The sequence below is a fragment of the Dactylosporangium salmoneum genome, assembly GCF_039532525.1.
GTDB classification, from domain to species: domain Bacteria; phylum Actinomycetota; class Actinomycetes; order Mycobacteriales; family Micromonosporaceae; genus Dactylosporangium; species Dactylosporangium salmoneum.
This window is the reverse complement of the sequence record NZ_BAAARV010000021.1, coordinates 1-19,244: the sequence shown is the minus strand read 5'-3', so window position 1 is coordinate 19,244 and position 19,244 is coordinate 1. Positions and strand designations below refer to the sequence as shown.

11 protein-coding genes and 1 pseudogene are annotated in these 19,244 nt (G+C 67.8%); 5 read left to right on the top strand and 7 right to left on the bottom strand.

The genetic code is table 11. From position 1 onward, the window contains the following. Positions 1-312: 312 nt before the first annotated feature. Positions 313-1,173: a hypothetical protein gene (locus tag ABD352_RS12300; RefSeq protein WP_344612436.1), complete on the bottom strand. Its 861-nt coding sequence runs from the start codon at positions 1,171-1,173 to the stop codon at positions 313-315. Between the two features lie 377 nt (positions 1,174-1,550). On the opposite strand from ABD352_RS12300, the gene ABD352_RS12295 reads away from it, so the two are divergent. Beyond that, positions 1,551-3,113 carry a hypothetical protein gene (locus ABD352_RS12295; protein ID WP_344612435.1) on the top strand — a complete coding sequence of 521 codons (1,563 nt, stop codon included), beginning with the start codon at positions 1,551-1,553 and terminating at the stop codon, positions 3,111-3,113. Positions 3,114-3,140: 27 nt separating this feature from the next. Here the strand turns inward: ABD352_RS12295 and ABD352_RS12290 are convergent, their stop codons facing one another. The 4 genes from ABD352_RS12290 to ABD352_RS12275 all read right to left on the bottom strand — a co-directional run bounded on the left by ABD352_RS12290 (position 3,141) and on the right by ABD352_RS12275 (position 6,244). Then, on the bottom strand, positions 3,141-3,938 hold the full coding sequence (locus tag ABD352_RS12290; protein ID WP_344612434.1) for a hypothetical protein: 798 nt from the start codon (positions 3,936-3,938) through the stop codon (positions 3,141-3,143). A gap of 260 nt (positions 3,939-4,198) precedes the next feature. Next, a complete protein-coding gene (locus ABD352_RS12285) occupies positions 4,199-5,053 on the bottom strand; it encodes a hypothetical protein (RefSeq protein WP_344612433.1) in 855 nt (284 codons plus the stop codon). 109 nt (positions 5,054-5,162) lie between these two features. Continuing rightward, positions 5,163-6,029, bottom strand: a complete 867-nt coding sequence (locus ABD352_RS12280; protein ID WP_344612432.1) for an RNA polymerase sigma factor — start codon at positions 6,027-6,029, stop codon at positions 5,163-5,165. Continuing rightward, positions 6,026-6,244: a hypothetical protein gene (locus ABD352_RS12275; protein WP_344612431.1), complete on the bottom strand. Its 219-nt coding sequence runs from the start codon at positions 6,242-6,244 to the stop codon at positions 6,026-6,028. The genes ABD352_RS12280 and ABD352_RS12275 overlap by 4 nt, the downstream gene beginning before the upstream one ends. A 464-nt stretch (positions 6,245-6,708) precedes the next feature. Here ABD352_RS12275 and ABD352_RS12270 point away from each other — a divergent pair, with 464 nt between their 5' ends. The 4 genes and pseudogenes from ABD352_RS12270 (at position 6,709) to ABD352_RS12255 (ending at position 14,283) form a co-directional block, all read left to right on the top strand. Then, positions 6,709-8,067 carry a DUF4365 domain-containing protein gene (locus ABD352_RS12270; protein WP_344612430.1) on the top strand — a complete coding sequence of 453 codons (1,359 nt, stop codon included), beginning with the start codon at positions 6,709-6,711 and terminating at the stop codon, positions 8,065-8,067. Further along, positions 8,064-9,494 (top strand): argonaute/piwi family protein, encoded by a 1,431-nt coding sequence (locus ABD352_RS12265; RefSeq protein ID WP_344612429.1) that lies wholly within the window; start codon positions 8,064-8,066, stop codon positions 9,492-9,494. The genes ABD352_RS12270 and ABD352_RS12265 overlap by 4 nt, the downstream gene beginning before the upstream one ends. 345 nt (positions 9,495-9,839) lie before the next feature. Then, on the top strand, positions 9,840-12,551 hold the full coding sequence (locus tag ABD352_RS12260; protein WP_344612428.1) for an ATP-dependent DNA helicase: 2,712 nt from the start codon (positions 9,840-9,842) through the stop codon (positions 12,549-12,551). A 547-nt stretch (positions 12,552-13,098) separates the two neighbouring features. Further along, a pseudogene (locus ABD352_RS12255) lies at positions 13,099-14,283 on the top strand (MFS transporter). A 1,325-nt stretch (positions 14,284-15,608) separates the two neighbouring features. Here the strand turns inward: ABD352_RS12255 and ABD352_RS12250 are convergent. Further along, positions 15,609-18,452 (bottom strand): NACHT domain-containing protein, encoded by a 2,844-nt coding sequence (locus ABD352_RS12250; protein ID WP_344612427.1) that lies wholly within the window; start codon positions 18,450-18,452, stop codon positions 15,609-15,611. A 277-nt stretch (positions 18,453-18,729) separates the two neighbouring features. Then, the gene (locus ABD352_RS57605) at positions 18,730-18,804 is read right to left on the bottom strand and encodes a hypothetical protein (RefSeq protein ID WP_425553533.1); all 75 of its coding nucleotides are present in this window, start codon (positions 18,802-18,804) and stop codon (positions 18,730-18,732) included. Between the last annotated feature and the right edge of the window lie 440 nt (positions 18,805-19,244).

Sequence of the window (19,244 nt, the reverse complement as noted above, 5' to 3'; positions counted from 1 at the left end):
CACCGGCCGACGCTGAGGTGCGCAAAAGCGCAGCAGCGTAGGCCTCCCTTCGCGGGAGGGTCCGAGGGTTGGGCGCCAAGGACTCCCGACGCCGAGGATCGTGATGGAACCGTTCGTGACGATCCGCAGATGACGTCGCCGCCGCCGTGGCACATGTTCACCGTCGACCATCAGCGGCCACGACGCCCGCGGCTCGAGCCATGAGGAACCACCGAACGAAACATTGCGCCGCTGAGGACTCGTCAGAAAGGTACATTGCGCTCAACCGCTCTTGCGCTACACATGCCTCCATGCGGAGAATCCGAGTCGTCCTTAGTCCGGTCGGGATAACCCGCAAGCAAAGCATGCGCTGCCTATCTCGCGATCATCCGTCGAGTATATGTAAGGAACAAACGCTTCTTCACTGCAATCCGGGCAGTCCGCAACGGGCCATTCAACGCCGCCTGAAGCGTAATCTTCACGCCTGATTTCCAGGATCACGATCGTATAGATTTCGGCAATCTCAGGGCCCTCTGCATCGTAGAGACAATATAGGCATCGTGCCGACCTCCCCTCCGCGAGAACGAGACATGGCTGGCGGCAGGCGGGACAGTCGAGAGTGAACGGGTATTCATGCAGGGCTTCCTGGAGTGACCTGAGTCGCTCCAGGACCAGTGCCTGCACAGAACCCAGGGTCTGCCTGCCCCCCTCCAGTGTCCGGTCGATGAGCTCCGCTTCCCCCTGTGGTGCTCCCGGACGCAATTGGGTCTCAATGAAATGAAGCATAAAATCCAGGCCTTGAGCGACGGTCACCTCGACCCGCTTCTGAGTCTCGCCCCGCATGCTGAAATGAGCGGCCCGGTTCCGCAGCCTCTCGACAGCCCTAATCCTCTTGATCGATTCCTCGTCGTAGCGGACGTTGGCAACCGCTTCAAGGCGCTGCAGCGCCTGCGTGATCGTCACGCTTCGCGCTTCGCCTGCGCGATAGGAGGCTTGACTGGGAATCTTTGCGTCAGCGGTAACAAGGGTCCAATGCTCACGAGCCAGCCGCGCCTTGACGAGAGTTTCCATGCTGGCGAACAAATGAAGGGCTGCATATTTGAGGTCGCGCTCGGTTCCTTTAGCCAGATGGTCGACGGAGCTCTCCAGAAAGTCGAGTCCGTTATTAACGACTCCCCAGTTGACGTCGTCCATCTCAACTCCATGCGAGATCGAGTGCCGTGAGCCTCGAGCCTACTCGGCAGGCTTGTGGTCTCGACCGCCGCGAGGCCAGCAGCGTGTCCGTAGAGTGGCGGCTTTCAACGGCACAAGCAGGCACGTTCGGTCGGTCGTGGACTCACGCCAAGCCGAGCATCGAGACGTCGAGGTGCGGGAGATGTTCTCGATGAGCGACTTCGGTACCTGACGATGCGGCTTGGGTTGCTGAGAGCTGGCCCAAGTACTGTGGAAAACCGACAGGCCCGAGCGTCGGTCGACCAACTGACATAGGGGGCTGTTATCAACCAGCGCTGGCCGCGCGCAGCGCTCGCCGCGGTCGGCGGTACGGCAGGCGCGGATGCCATAGTGGGCCGATGGCGGCGAGGTTCGACCTCGGGCGCGTCGAGGAGCTGATGGGCGCCCTCGACGATGCGGAACGGCAGCGCCTCGCGGGCGCGGCGGCCGCGGTGCGGGCGCGGCTGCTGACGCAGCATCCCTCCAGTGCCACGACGGTGCGCCGTGATCAGGCTGTAGCCGCCCGGGCCAGCGCGGCCGACGCAGCGATGGAGGAGCACCTCCAGCAGGTGGTCGCCGCGGCGCCGCCGCTGAGTGAGGAGCAGCGGGCGACGCTCGCCGGGTTGCTGCGACCCGCGGCCGGCCCGGCCGGGCGCCGGCGGAAGGCCCGCCCGGACCCGCGGCCGGCGGACGTCGTTCTCTGCCGGATCGAGGAGCTGCTGGCGGCGGGGCCGCTCCGGACGGCCGAGCGGGAGCGGCTGCTCGCGCTGCTGCCCGAGCCGGATCCCGGCGCGTCCGGCCGTACGGACTCGACCGCAGTCCCGTCCGCGGAGGCCATGATCGAACGGCTCCAGGCCGAGGGGACGGTGCGGGTGCCGGACCCGCCGGCGCCGGCGCGGGCGGCGTGGCGGCGGACGATCTTCGCGGCGATGCAGCGCCGGCTCGTCCCGGACGGCCACCGGCTGCGTCACCGCGGCCGTGACCGCGGCGACCTCGTCATCGAGCTCCAACCGGCCGCTGCGGCGGCTGCGCCGGTCCCGGACCGGCCGACCGTGCCGGTTCCGGCCGAGGCCGACCCCACGCATCCGCTGGTGCGGGCACTGCAGGCGGACCCAGCCGCGCTGGCGGTGTCACCGGAGGCCCGTGCGCGGGCGCTCCGGCTCCTGCAGGCTCTGGCCGGGGCCGCCGACCAGCGCGGGCACACCCTCGACCTCGCTGGCGGGCCCAGGCCGGGGCGGCGGTTCACCGCCGGCGGGTTCCACGTCCTGCTGGCGGTGTCCGAGGGGGAGGACACGATCGACTATCTGCCCGACGGTGACGAGCTGCAGGAGCGGAAGGTCTACGCCTGGCAGCGGATCGCCCCGGAGCGGCGCCGAGTGCCGTCGGGTCGGCTGGTGCTTGAGGTGCCGGACGAGCGGCCGTTCCTGGGCCGGCGCCACCGGTGGGCCGACCGGCAGCGCTGGCGGCTCGAGGACCGCCTCGGCCACGTCCTGGCCGAACTCGAACACCGCACCGCCGCCCAGGCGCAGGCCAAGGAGGCGGCCAAGCGGGCCGCCGCCGCCCGGCGCCGGGACTGGGAGCAGGCCATGGCCTCCGCCCGCGCCGCCTACACCGACGCCTACGAGGAGCGGGCCGTCCGCGAGCAGGTCGACGCCTGGCACCGGGCCCAGGCCGCCCGGGCCTACGCCGCGGCCCTGGCCGCCGCCGTCGATGCCCTCCCAGCCGGAACCGGCACGGCCGGGTCGGCGCCGCCGGGCGCGGCGTGGACGGCGTGGGTCGACCGGGTGCTGCGCTACGCCGACCGGGTCGATCCGCTCGTGCCCGCGCCGCAGTTGCCGCAGCAGCCACCGCCGCCTGGTCCGGAACAGCTGCGACCGTTCCTGGACGGGTGGAGCCCGTACGGCCCGGACAGCAGCCGATAGTCCGAACGGCCGGAGGCCGTCCAGTGCCTAGCCTTGCGCACGGCGGCGGGCGCGGGTGAGCTGTTCGACCGGGACGCCGAGCCGTCGTTCGAGGTCGTTGGCCTGGCGGACCTTGCCGGCCCGGCGCAGTTCGGTGACCGCCTCGGCGACGAGATCGCCGAGGCGCAGCACCTCGGCGCGCAACGCCACCAGCTCGTCGAAGCATTCCCGCGGGGCGGCGCCGCACCACTGCCGGATCATGTCGTTTCGGGGCTTGAACACCGTGGCGTTCGCGTCCGCGCACGCGGCCGCCGAGATGTACTGGCCGCCGTCGCGCCCGGGGTAGAACCGGCCGCGGACCGCCTCGAGCTCGGCCTGCTCGTCTTTCCGGTGCAGGTCGTCGAGGAGCCGGTCGGCATGTCGTTCGGCCAGTTTCTGCGCCGCGGTCAGCAGGCCCGGCCACGGCACGATCACCGTCCCGGAGTCCATGATGTAGCCGGGTGCGACGGCCAACTCGACCGGGTCGATCCCGATCGCCGCGGCGAACGCGGCCGGATCGGTCACCCGCAGTACTCCATGGCGGGAGGTGTCCATGACGTCCAAGCAGTCCTTCGGCAGCAGCATCTCCAGCACCCAGTCCGCCGCGCCCAGCTCCACGGTGTCCAGCGCGGCCGTGCCGGCGGCGCATACGGCGTCCCAGCGCTGCTGGTCGAACAACCAGCCGTCGACCTGGTCCCAGCGCACCTGCAGCCGCCCGGGTGGCACCCACTCCTCCCGGCCCTCGAGCTCGGCGTCGAGGAACCGCACGAGCACCCGCGCCGGCCGTTTCGTTCCGACCCGCTGCACCCGACCCGGCTGACCGGGGCGCGGCTGCCGGCGCGATACGCCCACTCCTCACCGACTTCCACTGATCGCTCCCTCCCTACACTGCCGCCCTCACACCTTTGCAACCGCCTGGCCATGCCGTTTCCGGTCACCGACGTCCCGCGGCGTGCATGTTGCAGATGCCGACCATCGTCGGCGCCCCGGTCACCGTGGCGCGTCAATGGCCAGGTTCCTCCCGGGCTGTCGGCAGCGAAACGCGCCGGGCCCTGCCACTGGTGCGGCTACTGCGGTGCGCGGCGTTCGCGCAGGTGCGCGACCGGGACGCCGAGCCGACGCTCGAGCTCCTGCGCCTGCCCGGGTTGTCCGGCCTGGCGCAGTGCGGTGATCGCCTCCTCGAGCAGATCGCCGAGGCGCAGTACCTCCGCGCGTAATGCGAGAAGCTCATCCTGCCGCTCCCGCGGCCCGGCGCCACACCATCGGCGGACTGTCGTCCGGGCCGGCCCATAGGTCGTGGCTTCTAGGTCGGCGCAGATCTCCGGATCGATGTGCGTGCCGCCCTTGCGGCTGGGGTAAAACCGGCCGTGGATGGCATCGTGTTCGGCTTGCCCGTCCTCACGCCGCAGCACCTCAAGGATTCGGGCGGCGTCGCGCTCGACGAGCTGCTGCGCCAGCGCCAGCAGCGCGCTCCACGGCAGGACCACCGAGCCGTCGGCATCGACATACCCGGGCGGCACGACGAGGTCGGCGGCATCGCACCCCGCGGCGTCGGCGAATCCGGCACGGTCGCGGACCCGCAGCACGCCCCAGCGATACAGCTCCCGGGAGCCGCAACAGCCCTGCGGCAGGATGTCGCTGACGACCCAGATCGCGGCCCGATGTTCGACCGAGTCCACCGCCTGCTCCGAGGCCCCGGCCACCGCATCCCACGCCTGCTCGGCGCGCCGGAACGCGGCGACGCCCGCCCACGGGACCTTGAGCCGGGCCGGGGACACCCACTCCTCGCGGCCCTTGAGCTCGGCGTCGAGGAACCGCACCAGGACCCGCGGCGGCCGCTGCCGCCCGAGCCGAATCACCACCACCCGGACCAGCGGCTCGTTGCCCCGGGCCCGGTAGGCCCACTCCTCACCAACTTCCACGGCGACACTCCAATCGCACCGGATCGAAGTGCGGCGTCCGACGAGGACATGGCCGAGCGCCGCAACGTCGGCATGAGCCCCGGAGCAAGCGCGGACGGCTCGCGATCGATCACTCGTCGTCGCGGCGGCGCAGCAGGAGCACGATGGCAGCGATCCCGAAGCCGACCAGCAGCACGCCGAGCGCGATCAGCATCCAGCTGACGCCTCCGCCGCTGACCCCGCCGAGCGGAATCCAGGGCCTGCCTGGATCTGGCGTGGGGGCGTTCGGGTCGGGCGCCGGCCCGGTCGGCTGCAGGACGTCGGCGATCCAGGCCAGGACCAGGAGGACTACCGCAGCAGCGGCACCGGTCACGAGCCTGCGGATACGCGCGCGGCGGCCGGTGTTGTCGACGAAGACCGGCTCCTGCTCGGCCAGCCGCTGCCGCACGGCGTTGATGCCGCGGTGGACGTGGACATCGGCGGTGGCGATCGAGCAGCCGAGCCGCTCGGCGATCTCGGCGGAGCTGAAGCCCGCGATGTGGCGCAAGACGGTGGCGTTGCGCTGCTGCGGCGGCAGCGCGAGGAACGCCGTGTAGATCTCGCTGACGAGCAGCGCGTCGAACGGCTCGTCCTTGGCCATGCTGAGCTCCTCGAGCGGCTGGCTGTGCCGGCCGTCGTGCTCGGGCAGCATGTGCTCGGAGAGCCGGCGGCCGGTGTCGGCGCGGTCACCGACCCGCCGCCGCGCGACGACGTATGTCCAGCGCACCGGGTCCTCGATGGTGGACCAGTTCGTCCAGGCCGCCAGGAACACCTCCTGCACGATGTCCTGCGGGTCGATCCGGGACTCGGGAAGCCGGGACCGCCCGCACAGCTTGCGCACGAACCTCAGCAGCACCGGGTGGTGCGTGCTGTAGAAGCGCGTGAAGCGCTCGTCGACGTCGGGCGGCAGGCCGACTGCATCCACCTCGTCGACCTCCGCAAACTGTTCGATGGTCATCGCTGGGCATCCCGGCCGGGCGCGATCGAGACCAGCATCGTGACGGTGCCCTTGGGGTCCCGGCTCACGATACGGGTCCCGGGCGCCAGCGCGGCGGCGTTGCGCACGAGCTCTGCCCGGTCACGCAGCATGCGGCACTCGATCAGCAGCGCCGCCAGCCGCCAGGCGCCGTTGGCGCCGAGCAGCGCCGCGCCGAGCCCGATCGGATCGATCATGCCCTTCCTCCATCAAGTCGTCGGCCCCGCGGGGGTGGGGCTCGCACTCCTTATTGAGGGCGTAGAGCGAGATTCCTTTACCGCCACGATCAAGATCTTTTGGCGGGCGACGTCGCTGGTCGACGGGAGCGCGCGTCACCTGCGCAAATGCCCGCGACCGTGGGTTGGGTATCTCGTTGCACGGGCGCTGCTCGTGTGGCGGCCCGACGTCGTGGTCTGTCAGTCAGCTTGCTCCAGGAGGGCGTCGGTCGGTGGCGGGATCGTCGGCTGGACGATTTCGCGGTCACTCGCGTACGGCGACTGTTGCGGGGAAAGATTACCTTTAGTCCAGTATGTGCATTTCGCGCGACGGGCAGCCGCGGCCGCCAGCCGCCAAATTGTCGTACCCCCCACGTACGGTTATCCGCAGCCCGTCCGGCACGCGCCGGCGGTCGACGGTCACGGCATGCGGAAGGGGTCGTCGGGTGAAGAAGATCGACAAGAGCGCGCACACGGGCGACGGTGCGATTGCGCTCATCCACACCCGCGTCTACGAGATGGGCTTCGTCTGGCACGAGCGCAAGACTGACGCCGGCATCGACGGCGAGATCGAGCTGCGCAACCCGGTCACCGGGGAGGTCGCCAACCGCATGCTGCTCGTGCAGAGCAAGGGCAAGGGCGAGCGGCGGTTCCCCGGGGAGAACGACACCACCTTCCATTTCGTGTGCAGCGACGCCGACGTCGACTACTGGATGAGCGCGCCCGTGCCGGTGCTGCTGGTCTGTTCCCACCCGGAGACCGGCGAAGCCTGGTGGATGCACGTCCAGGACTGGTTCGCCGATCCCGCCCACCGCGCGTCCGGGCGGATCGACTTCGACAAGAACACGCAGCGGTTCGACCAGTCGGCCGCCCACCGGCTGCTCAACCTTGCCGACCCGCACGGCGACGCCCACGTGCCCGTCGCCGAGGACCGGCCCGAGACGCTGACCAGCAACCTGCTGCGCGTCGCCATCCCCGAGATCGTCTACCACGCGCCAATCGACACGCAGGACGCCCGCGAGGTGTTCGCCCGCCAGCGCGACCTCGACTCCGACCTGCCGATCGGCGACGACTTCATCCTGCGCGGCGACCGGATCTACACCTGGCGCCCGCCGCACCTCTCCGCCCTCGGAAAGATCATCACGGGCGGCGTGCAGGAGCTGGCGGTCGCCGAGTGGGCCGACACGGCCGACGACACCCGTCCCCGGTGGCTCGTGCACCTGCTCAACCAGGCCCTGCGGGCCGACATCGCCGCGGACTGCGCCTGGCACGGCGGCCGGAAGATCGTCTACTGGCGCGCGACACCCGATCTGACGGCCCGAAGCATCCGCAGCGCCAGCGGCCGGACCCGGCAGGTGTTCACGCCGAAGTACAAGAAGACCGACCCTGGCCAGGTCAGCTACTACCTGCACGCGGCGCTGGAGTGGCAGTTCCTCATGATCGACGGCAACTGGTACTGCGCGCTCGTGCCGACCTACCACTACACGCGAGACGGGTACCGGGACTCGTTGTACCTGTCGGAGTACCTGGCCGGCATCAAGCGTCTTGACCGCAACCCGGCCGTCTACCACCAGACCCGCATGTGGGCGCACTACCTGCGCGGCGACGACGACACCCTCGATCTTCGCAGCACCATCCTCAGCTACGGCCAGTTGGAGACCTTCGACGCCGACAAGGGCATCGACGACAAGGCGTGGCTGTCCGACCCCCGCAAGTCCGCCGACGACGAGGAGGCGCTCGAGGACGACACCGTCGCTGTCGAGGACGCCGAGGAGGAGCTCGCCTTGTTCGAGGTGCCCCGATGAAACTCACCGTGATCGAGGAGCCAAACCTCGAGTTCGGCGCCGGTGCCCGGCACGTCGACCCGCGCCACGGCATCGCCGACTACGGCCCCGCCGACGCCGCCAACACGGCCGTGCGCACCATCCGCGCCGGCATCGTCGGCACCCCCGCCGCCATCCAGGGCCTGCGCCGCTGGCTGGACCGGTGCCGCCGTCCCATCGAGGCCAAGGACAGCCGCCTCGGGCACCTGTTCGTCCCGTTCCCCGGCTTCGACACCAGCGCCGGGTTCCGCTCCACCCTCATCTGGGACTCTCGGCTGGAACGGCCGATCCGCGAGCGCGACCTCAAGCGACTCGTCGGGCTCAGGCCCCAGGATGCCGTCAAGGCCGCGCTCGAGCTGTACCTCGCCGAGCTCGACATCCTCGACGAGGAGCCCGGCTGCGACGTCATCCTGATCGCCCGCCCCGACGAGCTCGCCGAACGCCCCGCCCGCGAGACCGACCCCGAGGCGCCCTGGAAGAAGGCCCCGCTCCCCGAGCCGGTCGACGACTTCCGGGCCCTGCTCAAGGCCCGCAACATGCGCTACAGCCGGCCGATCCAGATCATCCGCCGTACCACCTGGGACCCCACCTTCAAACCCGCCACCACCGACAAGCCCCGCCTGCAGGACGAGGCCACCCGCGCCTGGAACCTGCACACCGCCCTCTACTACAAGTCCGGCGGCGTCCCGTGGCGGCTGCCCCGCGACGCCAGCGACCTGACCAGCTGCTACGTCGGCGTCACCTTCTACCGCAGTGGCGACAACACCACCCTGGAGACCAGCGTCGCCCAAGTCTTCAACCAGCGCGGCGACGGCGTCATCGTCCGCGGCGCCCCCGCCAAAGTGTCTCGCCACGATCGCCAACCCCACCTCAGCCGCCACGACGCGCAGACCCTGCTCACCGAAGCACTGACCCGGTACCGGGGCGAACACCGTACACTTCCCGCCCGGGTCGTGCTGCACAAGACGTCGTCCTACACCCCCGACGAACTCGCCGGGTTCCGTGCCGCCGCCGACGCCGCCGACATTGACACCCTCGAACTGCTCTGGCTGCCCACGAGCGACCCGGTCCGCCTCTTCCGCTCCGCCAACCACCCGCCCCTGCGGGGCGCCCTGCTCACCCTCGACGACCGCCGGCACCTGCTCTACACCCGGGGCAGCGTGCCCTTCTACGGCACCTACCCCGGCATGTACATCCCTACCCCGTTGCCGTTCCGGCTCGTCGAGACCGAGTCGAGCCCCGAACACCTCGCCGGTGAGCTCCTCGCGCTGACCAAGATGAACTGGAACCAGACCCAGCTCGACGGCCGCTTGCCGATCACGCTGCGCACCGCCGACCGCGTCGGCGAAATCCTGCGCCACCTCGACTCGCGTGACCGACCCCAGGGCCGTTACGCCTTCTATATGTAGTTTCGGTCCGGTTCGGCGCCCGGCGGCGCGACCCATTTATCGATCGATGGTTAGGCTGTCCCGGTGGCCGCCCGGTCCTAGCCGGCTGGGATTCGGCGCGCTGGCGAGGCAGGCGGTCGTTGCGCGGAGATGCCCAAGGTCATGGCGGACCCCGGCGGCTATGAGTCGATCGGGAGGCGCGGGCCGTTCCCAGGGTTGGCGTCGGTCAGCGGCGAGGGGCCGGGCCAGTCGAAGTCGTAAAAGCTTCAGGAGGCTACGGGGCAAAAACGGCGGGCGCCCACGGAGCGCAACCCCTATCTTGAGCGTACATCCAGGTTGCTCGTCACGATTGAGGCGAATAGATTCATGATCACAGTCGGCGAACAGATCCAGCGCGTCAATGAGGCGATCAGCCAGAACATTGCGTCGCTCACAGATCAACGTGCGCTGCTGTCGCAGAATCTGCTTGCCCAGCTCCGCAACCTGGTCGAAGGCGTCGCCGTGCGACTCCACAAGGACAATGATCTTGCCGAGTTCAACTACCCGGCCGTGGAGCCCGGACTCGCCTTCGTCAAGACCAGGGCCCAACTAAACTTCCTCGCCAAGTTCCACAAGCTCATCCAGATCAGCGCATCTCACTACACCCTGGACGGCGATGCCTCCGAACGTCTGATGCTCAAGTACTACGAGTACCTCCTGCGCATCCGCACCCTGCTCAAGGACAGCTGTGGGATCAGGATCCTGACCAACCTGGAGTCGTTCCCGATCGACCTCGATCCCTCATTGCGGGAATACCACGAGAAGATCGCCGCCAGGATCAGCGCGCTGCGGGCAACGTCGGTCCCCAGCGACTCTCGCGCCCGGTACTACGTCCATAAGACGCGCCCCTTCTTCGTCAGCGGGCATATCTATTACGAGGTCACCTTCTATCGAGCAGTCAACAAGTTCAGCAAGACCGACCGCATCATCGCCTTCACCGACATCGACATGACCGATAAGTACGCGGCGATGCTGACGCTCCAGCACGACGCGATCAAGGTGCTCGACGAGACAATGCCGATCACGGTCATCCGCGAGTGGGAGGTTTCAATCCGCCCATGCGAGTTCGACAACTTCGCACGTCTGTTCGGCATCGATATCCAGACCCGGATTAACTCCCCGGAATACGGCTACCTGATGCGAGGCCTGACGATCGGCTCCGGCAGCCTCCTCGACCTGGTCGACATGCCGGACGACAAGTACCAGGCGACGAAGGTCGAGGGTACCACATCCATCAAGAAGCCACAGATATTCGCTGCACTTGATGAGGCGCGCCGTATCGTGCGCGCAGGTCTACCGGGTCACAACGTCATCCGCTACCTCATGCTGCAGATGAACAACCTCGTGCTCAAGCGACAGCACAACTGGGCTAGCTGTGCCCCGCTGTCCGGGCTGAACCTGCAGTACGGCTGCATCCCCTTCGACCAGATGCCCTTCTGCACTTCGTTGTCTGGACACAACCCAAGGTTCTGGGACCTCGCCGAGAGCCTCAACGCCGCCACACGCAAGCACGAGCTGCTCGCCCGGCATGTCAAGAACAACGTTGAACACCGCGGGCAGCTCTACACGCCTACGGCAGATCTCGAGGCCTTCGGCGACGTCAACGCGCTGATCGCGGCGTACAACAGCAACCTCTACTACAAGCACAAGAACCGGCAGCTTGTTCTAGACAAGGGGCACGTCTTCATCCGGGGGTACGAGGATGACACCTTCGCCATCGTCGAAGCGTTGCAGAAGCTCGCGTCTTCAGGCATCGACGGTTACACGCAGGCCGTCGAGCGTTGGCTCGACGAGAAGCCGCACGGCATCGACGACGATTTCAAGGTAGCTGTGCTCAAGCAGCTCTTCGGCCAGTCGAAGGTGGCACTTATCTACGGCGCGGCCGGCACCGGCAAGTCGACGATGGTCGACCACATCGCAGGCTACTTCAACGACAAGTCGAAGCTGTTCCTCGCCCACACCAATCCAGCGATGAACAACCTCAAGCGCAAGGTCACCGCACAAGAATCGACCTTCCGGACGATCAGCAGCCACCTCCACCGCACCTCTTCCGACCCGGAATACGACGTGCTGGTCATCGACGAATGCAGCACGGTCAGCAACGCTGACCTGCTCAAGATTTTGGAGCAGACATCCTTCAAGCTGCTCGTCCTCGTCGGCGACGTCTACCAGATTGAGTCGATCCAGTTCGGCAACTGGTTCAGCATCATCCGCTCGTTCATCCCTAGCACCTCGACGTTCGAACTGACCACCCCGTTCCGGACAACAGACAAGTCGCTCCTGGACTTCTGGGGCAAGGTCCGCAATCTCGACGACGACATCGCCGAGGTCATCGCCCGCAACGGGTATTCGAGTGTGCTTGACACATCGCTGTTCAAGGCCCAGCGAGACGACGAGATCATCCTCTGCTTGAACTACGACGGTCTTTACGGCATTAACAACATCAACCGGTTCCTTCAGAGTAGCAACCCAAACCCGGGGATCACCTGGCGCGATACCATCTACAAGATCGGTGACTCGGTTCTATTCAACGATGCTGAGCGATTCCGGCCGGTCATCTATAACAACCTGAAGGGCCGGATCGTCGACATCGCGTGCACCACGGGACAGATCCAATTCGACGTCGAGCTCGACCGTCCCGTCAGCGAGTTCGACGTCTTCGGCGTCGACCTTGAATGGGTAGCAGGATCGACCGTCCGCTTCTGTGTGTACGACTACGACACCAGCGACACAGACGACGACTCCCTCAACACCGCCGTCCCGTTCCAGGTCGCCTACGCGGTCTCAATCCATAAGGCGCAGGGCCTCGAGTACGACTCCGTCAAGATCGTCATTACGGACGCTAACGAAGAGGACATCACCCACAACATCTTTTACACAGCCATTACTCGGGCACGCCAGGACTTGAGGATCTTCTGGACACCGGAGACTCAACACGCCGTCCTCGCCAGTCTGCAGCGAAACGAGAATCCGAGGGACGTCGTGCTGTTGTCGAACCGTCGCGGTCTCACGCCAAGTTCCCGCGTCCGGCGCACATGAGCACGACGACCGGAAGCGCACGGTGCACTGCCGACTGCGGTTGGTGCCCCAAAGCGAGCTCGTGCAGCGTCTTGCCCGGCTGCACGTCATTCACTGCAAGAGGTAGCAGTCTGGTGTGGCGGCGGAAGGCCTTCGCGACGACCTCGCCGTCGGCTCCAACCGGCCGCGACGCGCGTTGAGCCGGGTTTCGTACCGGCCCGGTCGAACCCAGGTCGCCGCAGGCGCCGACGTGTGCCCCAGGCCACGGGCCGGCGGGCCCCATCGAGCACCGACGGATCTTCGAGCTCGATCGCGCGCGAACTGGGTCAGACGCGTCTTGGACTTGTAATCAGATCGGTATCCGGCCAGATTCCGCCGACGATCCACCCGGCCACGAGGGGCGCCAGCTGCGCCACGAATGGATCTTCGCCGGCACGAGTGGCCCGCGGGTGGCCGACCTGGCGGACGGCGCCGGCCACCCAGTCTGCGGTGATCAACTACGGGGTTGAGCTGCTGTTGGCGAAGGTGATGTCGATGAGGCGGCCGCCGTACTGCCATCCTGAAGACCGTGGCGTTCAGACAGCTGTGGTGGTCGTTGGCCGTGTCGAACGTGTGCGACGGCGTCCGTCTGGCCGCGCTGCCGGTCCTCGCCGCCGCTTGCACTGCGCAGCCACTGCTGGTGAGCGCGGTCGTGGTGCTGCCGCGGCTGCCGTGGCTGATCGCGCCGCTGCTGGCCGTCCCCATCGACACCGCCGACCGGCGCCGGTTCCTCGCCGCGGCCGATCTGAGCCGCGGGGTCGCACTGCTGGCCGCGGCCGCGGTGGCGCTGCTGGCCGGGGTGAGCATCCCGCTGCTCATCGCGGTCGGTGTCGTCCTGGGGGTCGGCGAGGTGTACTTCAACTCGGCGCTCACCGCGATGCTGCCCGCGGTCGCTCCAGCGGATCGGCTCCTGCGGGCCAACGCCCGGTTGGCGACGACGGAGACCGTCGCGCAAAGCGCCGGTCACCCGCTCGGCGGGTTCCTCGCGGGTGTTGCTGCTGCCGCGCCGCTCGTGTTCGACGCCGTCACGTACTTCGGCAGCTGGTGGTTTGTGCGGCAGGTACCGCCGCAGGTGCCCGTCCCGAACGTCGCGGCGCGCGGCGACGGGCTGCGCTAGGCCTGGGCCGGGGCGGCGCTGTGCTGGCGCGACCGGACCCTGCGGGTGTTGCTGCTGTTCACCGGGCTGCTGAGCTTCCTGGAGGGCGGGGTGAGCGGCACGCTGGTGCTGTTCAGCCTCCGGGCGCTGCACAGCAGCGAGTTGGGCTACGGGGTGCTGCTGACGTGCGGCGCAGCCGGGAGCCTCGCCGGTGGGCTGTGCTCGCCGTGGCTCGCGCAAGTGCTCGGCGTACGGGCCGCCCTGTTCCTGGCGGTGCTCGTGGGCGGACTCGCGTACCCGGCCGTGAGCATCACGACGAGCGTCGCCCTGGCCTGCCTGCTGTTCGCGGTCAACGACATGACGGTGCCGCTGTGGAACGTCGTCGCTTCGATGGCGCGGCAGGTGCTCGTGCCCGACGCGTACCTGGGCCGAGCCTCCGCCGCCTTCCGGACCCTCGCCTACGGGCTGCTGCCGCTTGGGGCGGTCGCCGGCGGCGGCCTTGCCACGGCGGCGGGTGTCGCGGCGCCGCTGCGCTGCGCCGGGTTGATGATCGCCGCGTCGAGCGTGCTGTGTCTGCTCCTGCCGGCCCGGGAGACGAACCGGCTGCCCGTCGGGTGAGCTCGTTTGCATGCCAGGTCCGGTTCTGCGACTGCCCGCCGCCGGGGTAGGAGCGTGCTCCTCGTCCGCCACGCCGAGGTACTGGCCAACGTGATATCAGAGGGTGCGGGCGCAGGACAGGGCCGGCGACCGGGTCCGGCAGGTCGAGCGGCTGCGGGGCCGGCCGGCCCGCACCGTTGTGCTGCGCTCCCGAGGCGACTCGAACCCCTGACCTTCTGAGATCCGTAGCGATGCCCACGTGCCGTCCAGGTATGGATAGACCGCGGTCCGGGTAGCTTCCAGTCCGGTGGCGTGTGGGAATCAGTCGTCGAATTCGAACCCGCGATACGCCGCGAGGGCGACGAGCTGCCGGAGCCGCTCGGCGTCGGTCGCGGCGGCGGTCATCAGCGTGCGAGCTCATCGAGCGCTGGCCGGTCGGATCCGTGGGCGACGAACGTGTCGCCCTCCGGGTCGTAGCCGGAAGCGCCCGGCAAGATACGGCGCCTCGGCGTCGACCAGAAGCTGGGCGATGCTGTCCCAGAAGTATCCGTTGGGCTCGTGACCAAGTTCTTCGATCACCTCGTCGGCATCGGTTGTGCCGGCGTCGAGCAGCAGCGACTACGCCCCCGGAGAGGTCTCGATCATGCGCAGCGGGTTCACGATGGGAGCGTGCCACCGACAGCCGGGACCACAGCGACAGGGCGCGCCGCACACCGATCGGCAACCCGACGGCAGCCTGCGGCCCCGCCTACCCGTTCACGCTCATAGCCGCTGATGCAGCGCTGGCCTTACCTCCGGCGGGTCGCGCTCCGTGCCCCCGCCAGGTGCTCGCACAGCGTGGCGAACGGCCTGGCCGGGACTCCAGCAGGGTGGTGAGGAGTGCGGTGGCGATGCCGTGTGTGTTCGTCGGGCGGCACGGCCAGTTTGAACGCGGCGAACTTCGCCTGCCCGCGCGTAGGTGTGGCCTCGTCTTCGGCGTTGCGCCACCACTGTTGCGTTGGGAAGGAGGCCGTACCGGCTCCGCCCGCGATGCGGCATCGGTGGATCGAGAATGAGGGTGTGGGGGTTCGACTCGTCGAGCGGCTCGGTGGCTCCGAACACGTATTGAGCTGGGCGTTGGGGTATTGGTGCGTGCAGGGGCCGACATCCACCAAATGCCCACGCTGCTGATCTTGAACGATGTGCTGCGCCTAGACATCGATCGCTACAGCCTGTGAAATGTTTGCCTTTGCCCTGGCTGGTAAAGATCCGGCTCAAGCGCATCCAGTAACGTCCTGATCTCCTGACCAGCCTCCTCACCGACACTGGCCTAACCCTCGACCCCGAACCGCCGTAACCCTGATCCTTCAACCTTTGTATGTCCTGCCGCTGTGGCCGATCGTGCTGACCGCACGCACGATCCAGTCCCGCAGGAGCTGCGCGTCCGACTCCGGCACCTGGGCCTCCCGCAGGTGCTCGCGTACCGCCCGCACCTCCCTGGAGTCGAGTAACAGCGTGCCGGCCCGCGATCGGCGTCGGGCATCGACCAGAAGCCGGAACACCGGCGGTCCCGGCGGTGCCGACTCACCACCGTCCGCGATGATCTCGAGGTATGGCAGACACAGGACGAGCAACGTCGCCAGCTCCGTTCCGCCGTGCGTGTGCCGACCTTCGGGAAGGGCAGTATCGGCCCAGTCCTTGAAGTACGCCGACATGGCCGGAGCGTCGACGGAGCGCGTCGACAGCCACGGCAGTGACGTCGCCGACAGCAGCTCCCGGATCGCGTTCGCAAGCCGCCAGTCGCCTCCGTCGATACTGCGAGACCCGAGCCCTGCCAGTGCCGGCGGTTCTCCGATCGGCCGCAGGGCCCACAGAATGCTGTACAGCAGGCGCAGGTCGTCGGCGTCTGCCGCGGCGGAGAGCACGACGGCCTGGGCTGGGGCGAGCGCCTCGGCGCCGGCCACCGTCGGCACCGGGGGGTAGGCGGTGATCAGTTCGATATGCATCGATTGCGCCCAGTCGTGCCAGAAGCCGCTGCGTGCCGTGTCCTCGCAGAGGCCCGGCCATTCGATCGCGCGCAGCACGGCCGCGAGGGTCAGCTGGTGCCTCGGATAGTCGCGCCGCAACCGCTTCGACAGCGCCTGGTCCACAAGGGGGAGGTTGCCCTCGAGACAGTCGGTTAAGAGCGCGTGCAGCGGCCCGTCGGTTCGCTGTACGAGACTGCTCTTGTGCGGGCTGAGCGAGAACGAGCAGCGCTCCGCTGTGCCCAGGCTGAGCACGGCATCGACGCATATATCGACGATATCGGTTACTATCATCGACGAGGGCGCCACGTGCCCTAGCGACCGGGCGAGGAAAACGGTCAGGTTTGTGGCGTTGGAGGCGAACCTCGGGCTGCGTACCTCATCGATCGCGTAGACCAGGAGGCGGTCCGCGCCGTAGTCGATGTTGCGCTCGAGGAGCTGTAACGCCAACTGGCCGACAATGTCCCACTTGCCGAGGCTCAGGTTCGGCCCGATCACCTTCCAGACATGCTCGGGAAGCTCGTAATGACGCACCACATACTCCGCAGCGAAGAACTCCAGGAACGTGCGGTGCGCGAAGCCGTACATCGGCTCGGCGTCGGTCGTGCCTACCTCCCGCAGGACCCAGGCGCGTCCGGCGCAGAAGGCCAGAAAACTGTCGCCGACCCGGCTGGCCTCGTACTCGTCGTACCCGCGATCGCGAAGGAAGTTCACGAGGATTTTCAGCACAGTCCGCGCCGGGAGCTCAGTACGACCGCCGTTCTCGAACATTCGCCACGCCAGGAGCTGGATTGCTCCGCGGACATGACCGTGGAACTCCAGGGGCAGCCGGATCCCGCGAATGCTGTCCCAGCGTTCGAACACCATGAGCGCACAACGCTCATACACTTGTGCTCGGTTGCGCGGTATGAACTGGCTGGCGCCGTACATTGCGCATAGCAGTGCCAGCAGCAGCGGGTTTCGGCGTAGGTCGGCGATGCTCTCGCTCTCGCGGAGGAAAGCCTCGCATAAGCGGGTACGCTCAGCCGGCAGATGGCCCTCGTCCAAGGCGAACCAGTTCCGCGAGTATGCCGTAACCTGCGCCGGGGAGAAGCTTTCGATGAAGAGCTTGCTGAACAGGCGCTCGTCGAGCGCCGTTGCCGACGGCTCGACCGGGGCCCGGCCTCCGGGTAGGGCGTCGCTCATCGCCGTGGCCTGGGTGTAGCCGATCCGGCGCGAAGTTACCACGATTGGCACCAGCGGATATGCGGTGGCGAACCCCTCGATGAGATGGATGACACGGCTGCGCAGCGACAGCTCAGTGAGCTCGTCGAGGCCGTCCAAGACTACGGCCGCCTGACCGTTGAGCAGGAAGTACTCGGCCGCTTCGGCCGTCATTGCGACGTTGTACGGGTCGGCGCACGCTGCGACCAGATGCTCGACCAACGGCCGCCCACCGGATTCGAACCGGGCCGAGTGGTTGCGCAGCGTCATCAGGAAGGGCACGATTTCGCCGGTGCCGCTGGTGGAGATGTCGTGCACCAACTTTGCGGCAAGGGTCGACTTGCCGGCGCCTGGATCGCCGAGGACAACGTAGCGATTGCCGGTCCCTACCAGCTCGGCAATATCCATTGGCCTCTCGGCGTCGAACTGGGTGCGCAGCGTTGGTGTCACGTACAGCTGCTCCCACTCGACTGAGCGGCTTACGCCGATGTGCGGGAGTCGAACACGGTCGTGGAAGGCGGCGATCTGCGCGCGCATCTTTGCGGCCAGCCTATGGAAGGCGGCGATCGATCCGACGCCGGCGAGTAGGCCTTTGTTTCGTGCGGCCATGGCAGTGATCTGCCCGAGCGCCGAAAGCAGGGTGGCGCTGGACGTGCTGCGTCGCCCCCCGGCCACCTCCTGCCAGGCCGTCTGCGCCGATGCCGTCAGGCTCGCCATTACTACATCGGTCAGCTCGGTGAGCGCCTCTGTGGCGATGCCTCGATGACGGAGGCCGTGCCGCAGCGCCTCGCGCACGTCGGCGCTGAGCTCGGTGTGTTTTGCCGACTGCGGGTAAAGATCGGCGAGCACCACCTGCATCGCGAGGCTCTGGAACGCCGCCGATCTCAGGTAGTCGTCGAGGCGGCGGAAATCCTCCGGTGACAGTGTCTGCAGGATCTGGTCCGAGGTTCCCTCCGACATGAGCGGACGCACGGCGTTGCGCATGGTGTCACGCCGCCTGGCCTCGGCGATTCTGCGCGAGGCATCGATGATGGCCCTCGTGGCAACCGGCAGAATCTTCTCGAAGCCGTTGATCTTGCCCTCCAGATGGATCGACGGAAGTCTTCAGCTACAAGGCTAGTGCTCGTCCCGGCCGCAGTGCACGGCCCGACAGGTGGGGTTCGCGCGCGGTCCGAGAGCCAGCCGGACCGATCGGTGGTCGCTTTCCGGCTGTGCGCACCGGACGCGTCTGGATCGCAAACGCCTCGCGGTGGCGTTAGGCCTATACAGCGGTGACGAGTTCTGGCAGCGAGGTGCCGAGCGCGACGACGGTGAAGCCGATGACGGCCGGTGCCACGCGAGGCGTTCGGCAGCGCTGGCCGCACCGATGAACTTCGGCGAAGAGCACGGCGACCGCATCTTACGAGTCCGGGGCAAGGGCGGCAAAGGTCGTCCCGATCCCATTGCCACCAGCAGCGGCGCGAGCGATCGAGCGCGTCGACGACGACCGCACCGACGGTCCGATCTTGTGCAATCTGCTCGGCAGACGGATGGACCGCCAGTCGTCATCGACGGTTGTTGGCCGGCGCCGTTGGGGCAGACAGTAGCGACCGGTTCGAGCCCGTACGCATCGAGGATCTCGAACGGGCTCGAACCGCGGTGGATCAGGGTCGGCGGAGACACTTCCTCTTCCCTGTCCAACTCACCGGGGCGAAGACGAGCCAAGATCAACTCACTCATCTGGTTCCCCTCTAGGTCAAGGGGTCTTCGCAAGATTCTTCCGGGTTGTTCTAGGCT

Excerpts from the sequence above, each read along its gene's own strand:
- ABD352_RS12280 (WP_344612432.1), bottom strand. The coding sequence starts at position 6,029 with ATGACCATCGAACAGTTTGCGGAGGTCGACGAGGTGGATGCAGTCGGC.
- ABD352_RS12300 (WP_344612436.1), bottom strand. The coding sequence starts at position 1,173 with ATGGACGACGTCAACTGGGGAGTCGTTAATAACGGACTCGACTTTCTG.
- ABD352_RS12260 (WP_344612428.1), top strand. The coding sequence starts at position 9,840 with ATGATCACAGTCGGCGAACAGATCCAGCGCGTCAATGAGGCGATCAGC.
- ABD352_RS12275 (WP_344612431.1), bottom strand. The coding sequence starts at position 6,244 with ATGATCGATCCGATCGGGCTCGGCGCGGCGCTGCTCGGCGCCAACGGC.
- ABD352_RS12265 (WP_344612429.1), top strand. The coding sequence starts at position 8,064 with ATGAAACTCACCGTGATCGAGGAGCCAAACCTCGAGTTCGGCGCCGGT.
- ABD352_RS12250 (WP_344612427.1), bottom strand. The coding sequence starts at position 18,452 with ATGCGCAACGCCGTGCGTCCGCTCATGTCGGAGGGAACCTCGGACCAG.
- ABD352_RS12295 (WP_344612435.1), top strand. The coding sequence starts at position 1,551 with ATGGCGGCGAGGTTCGACCTCGGGCGCGTCGAGGAGCTGATGGGCGCC.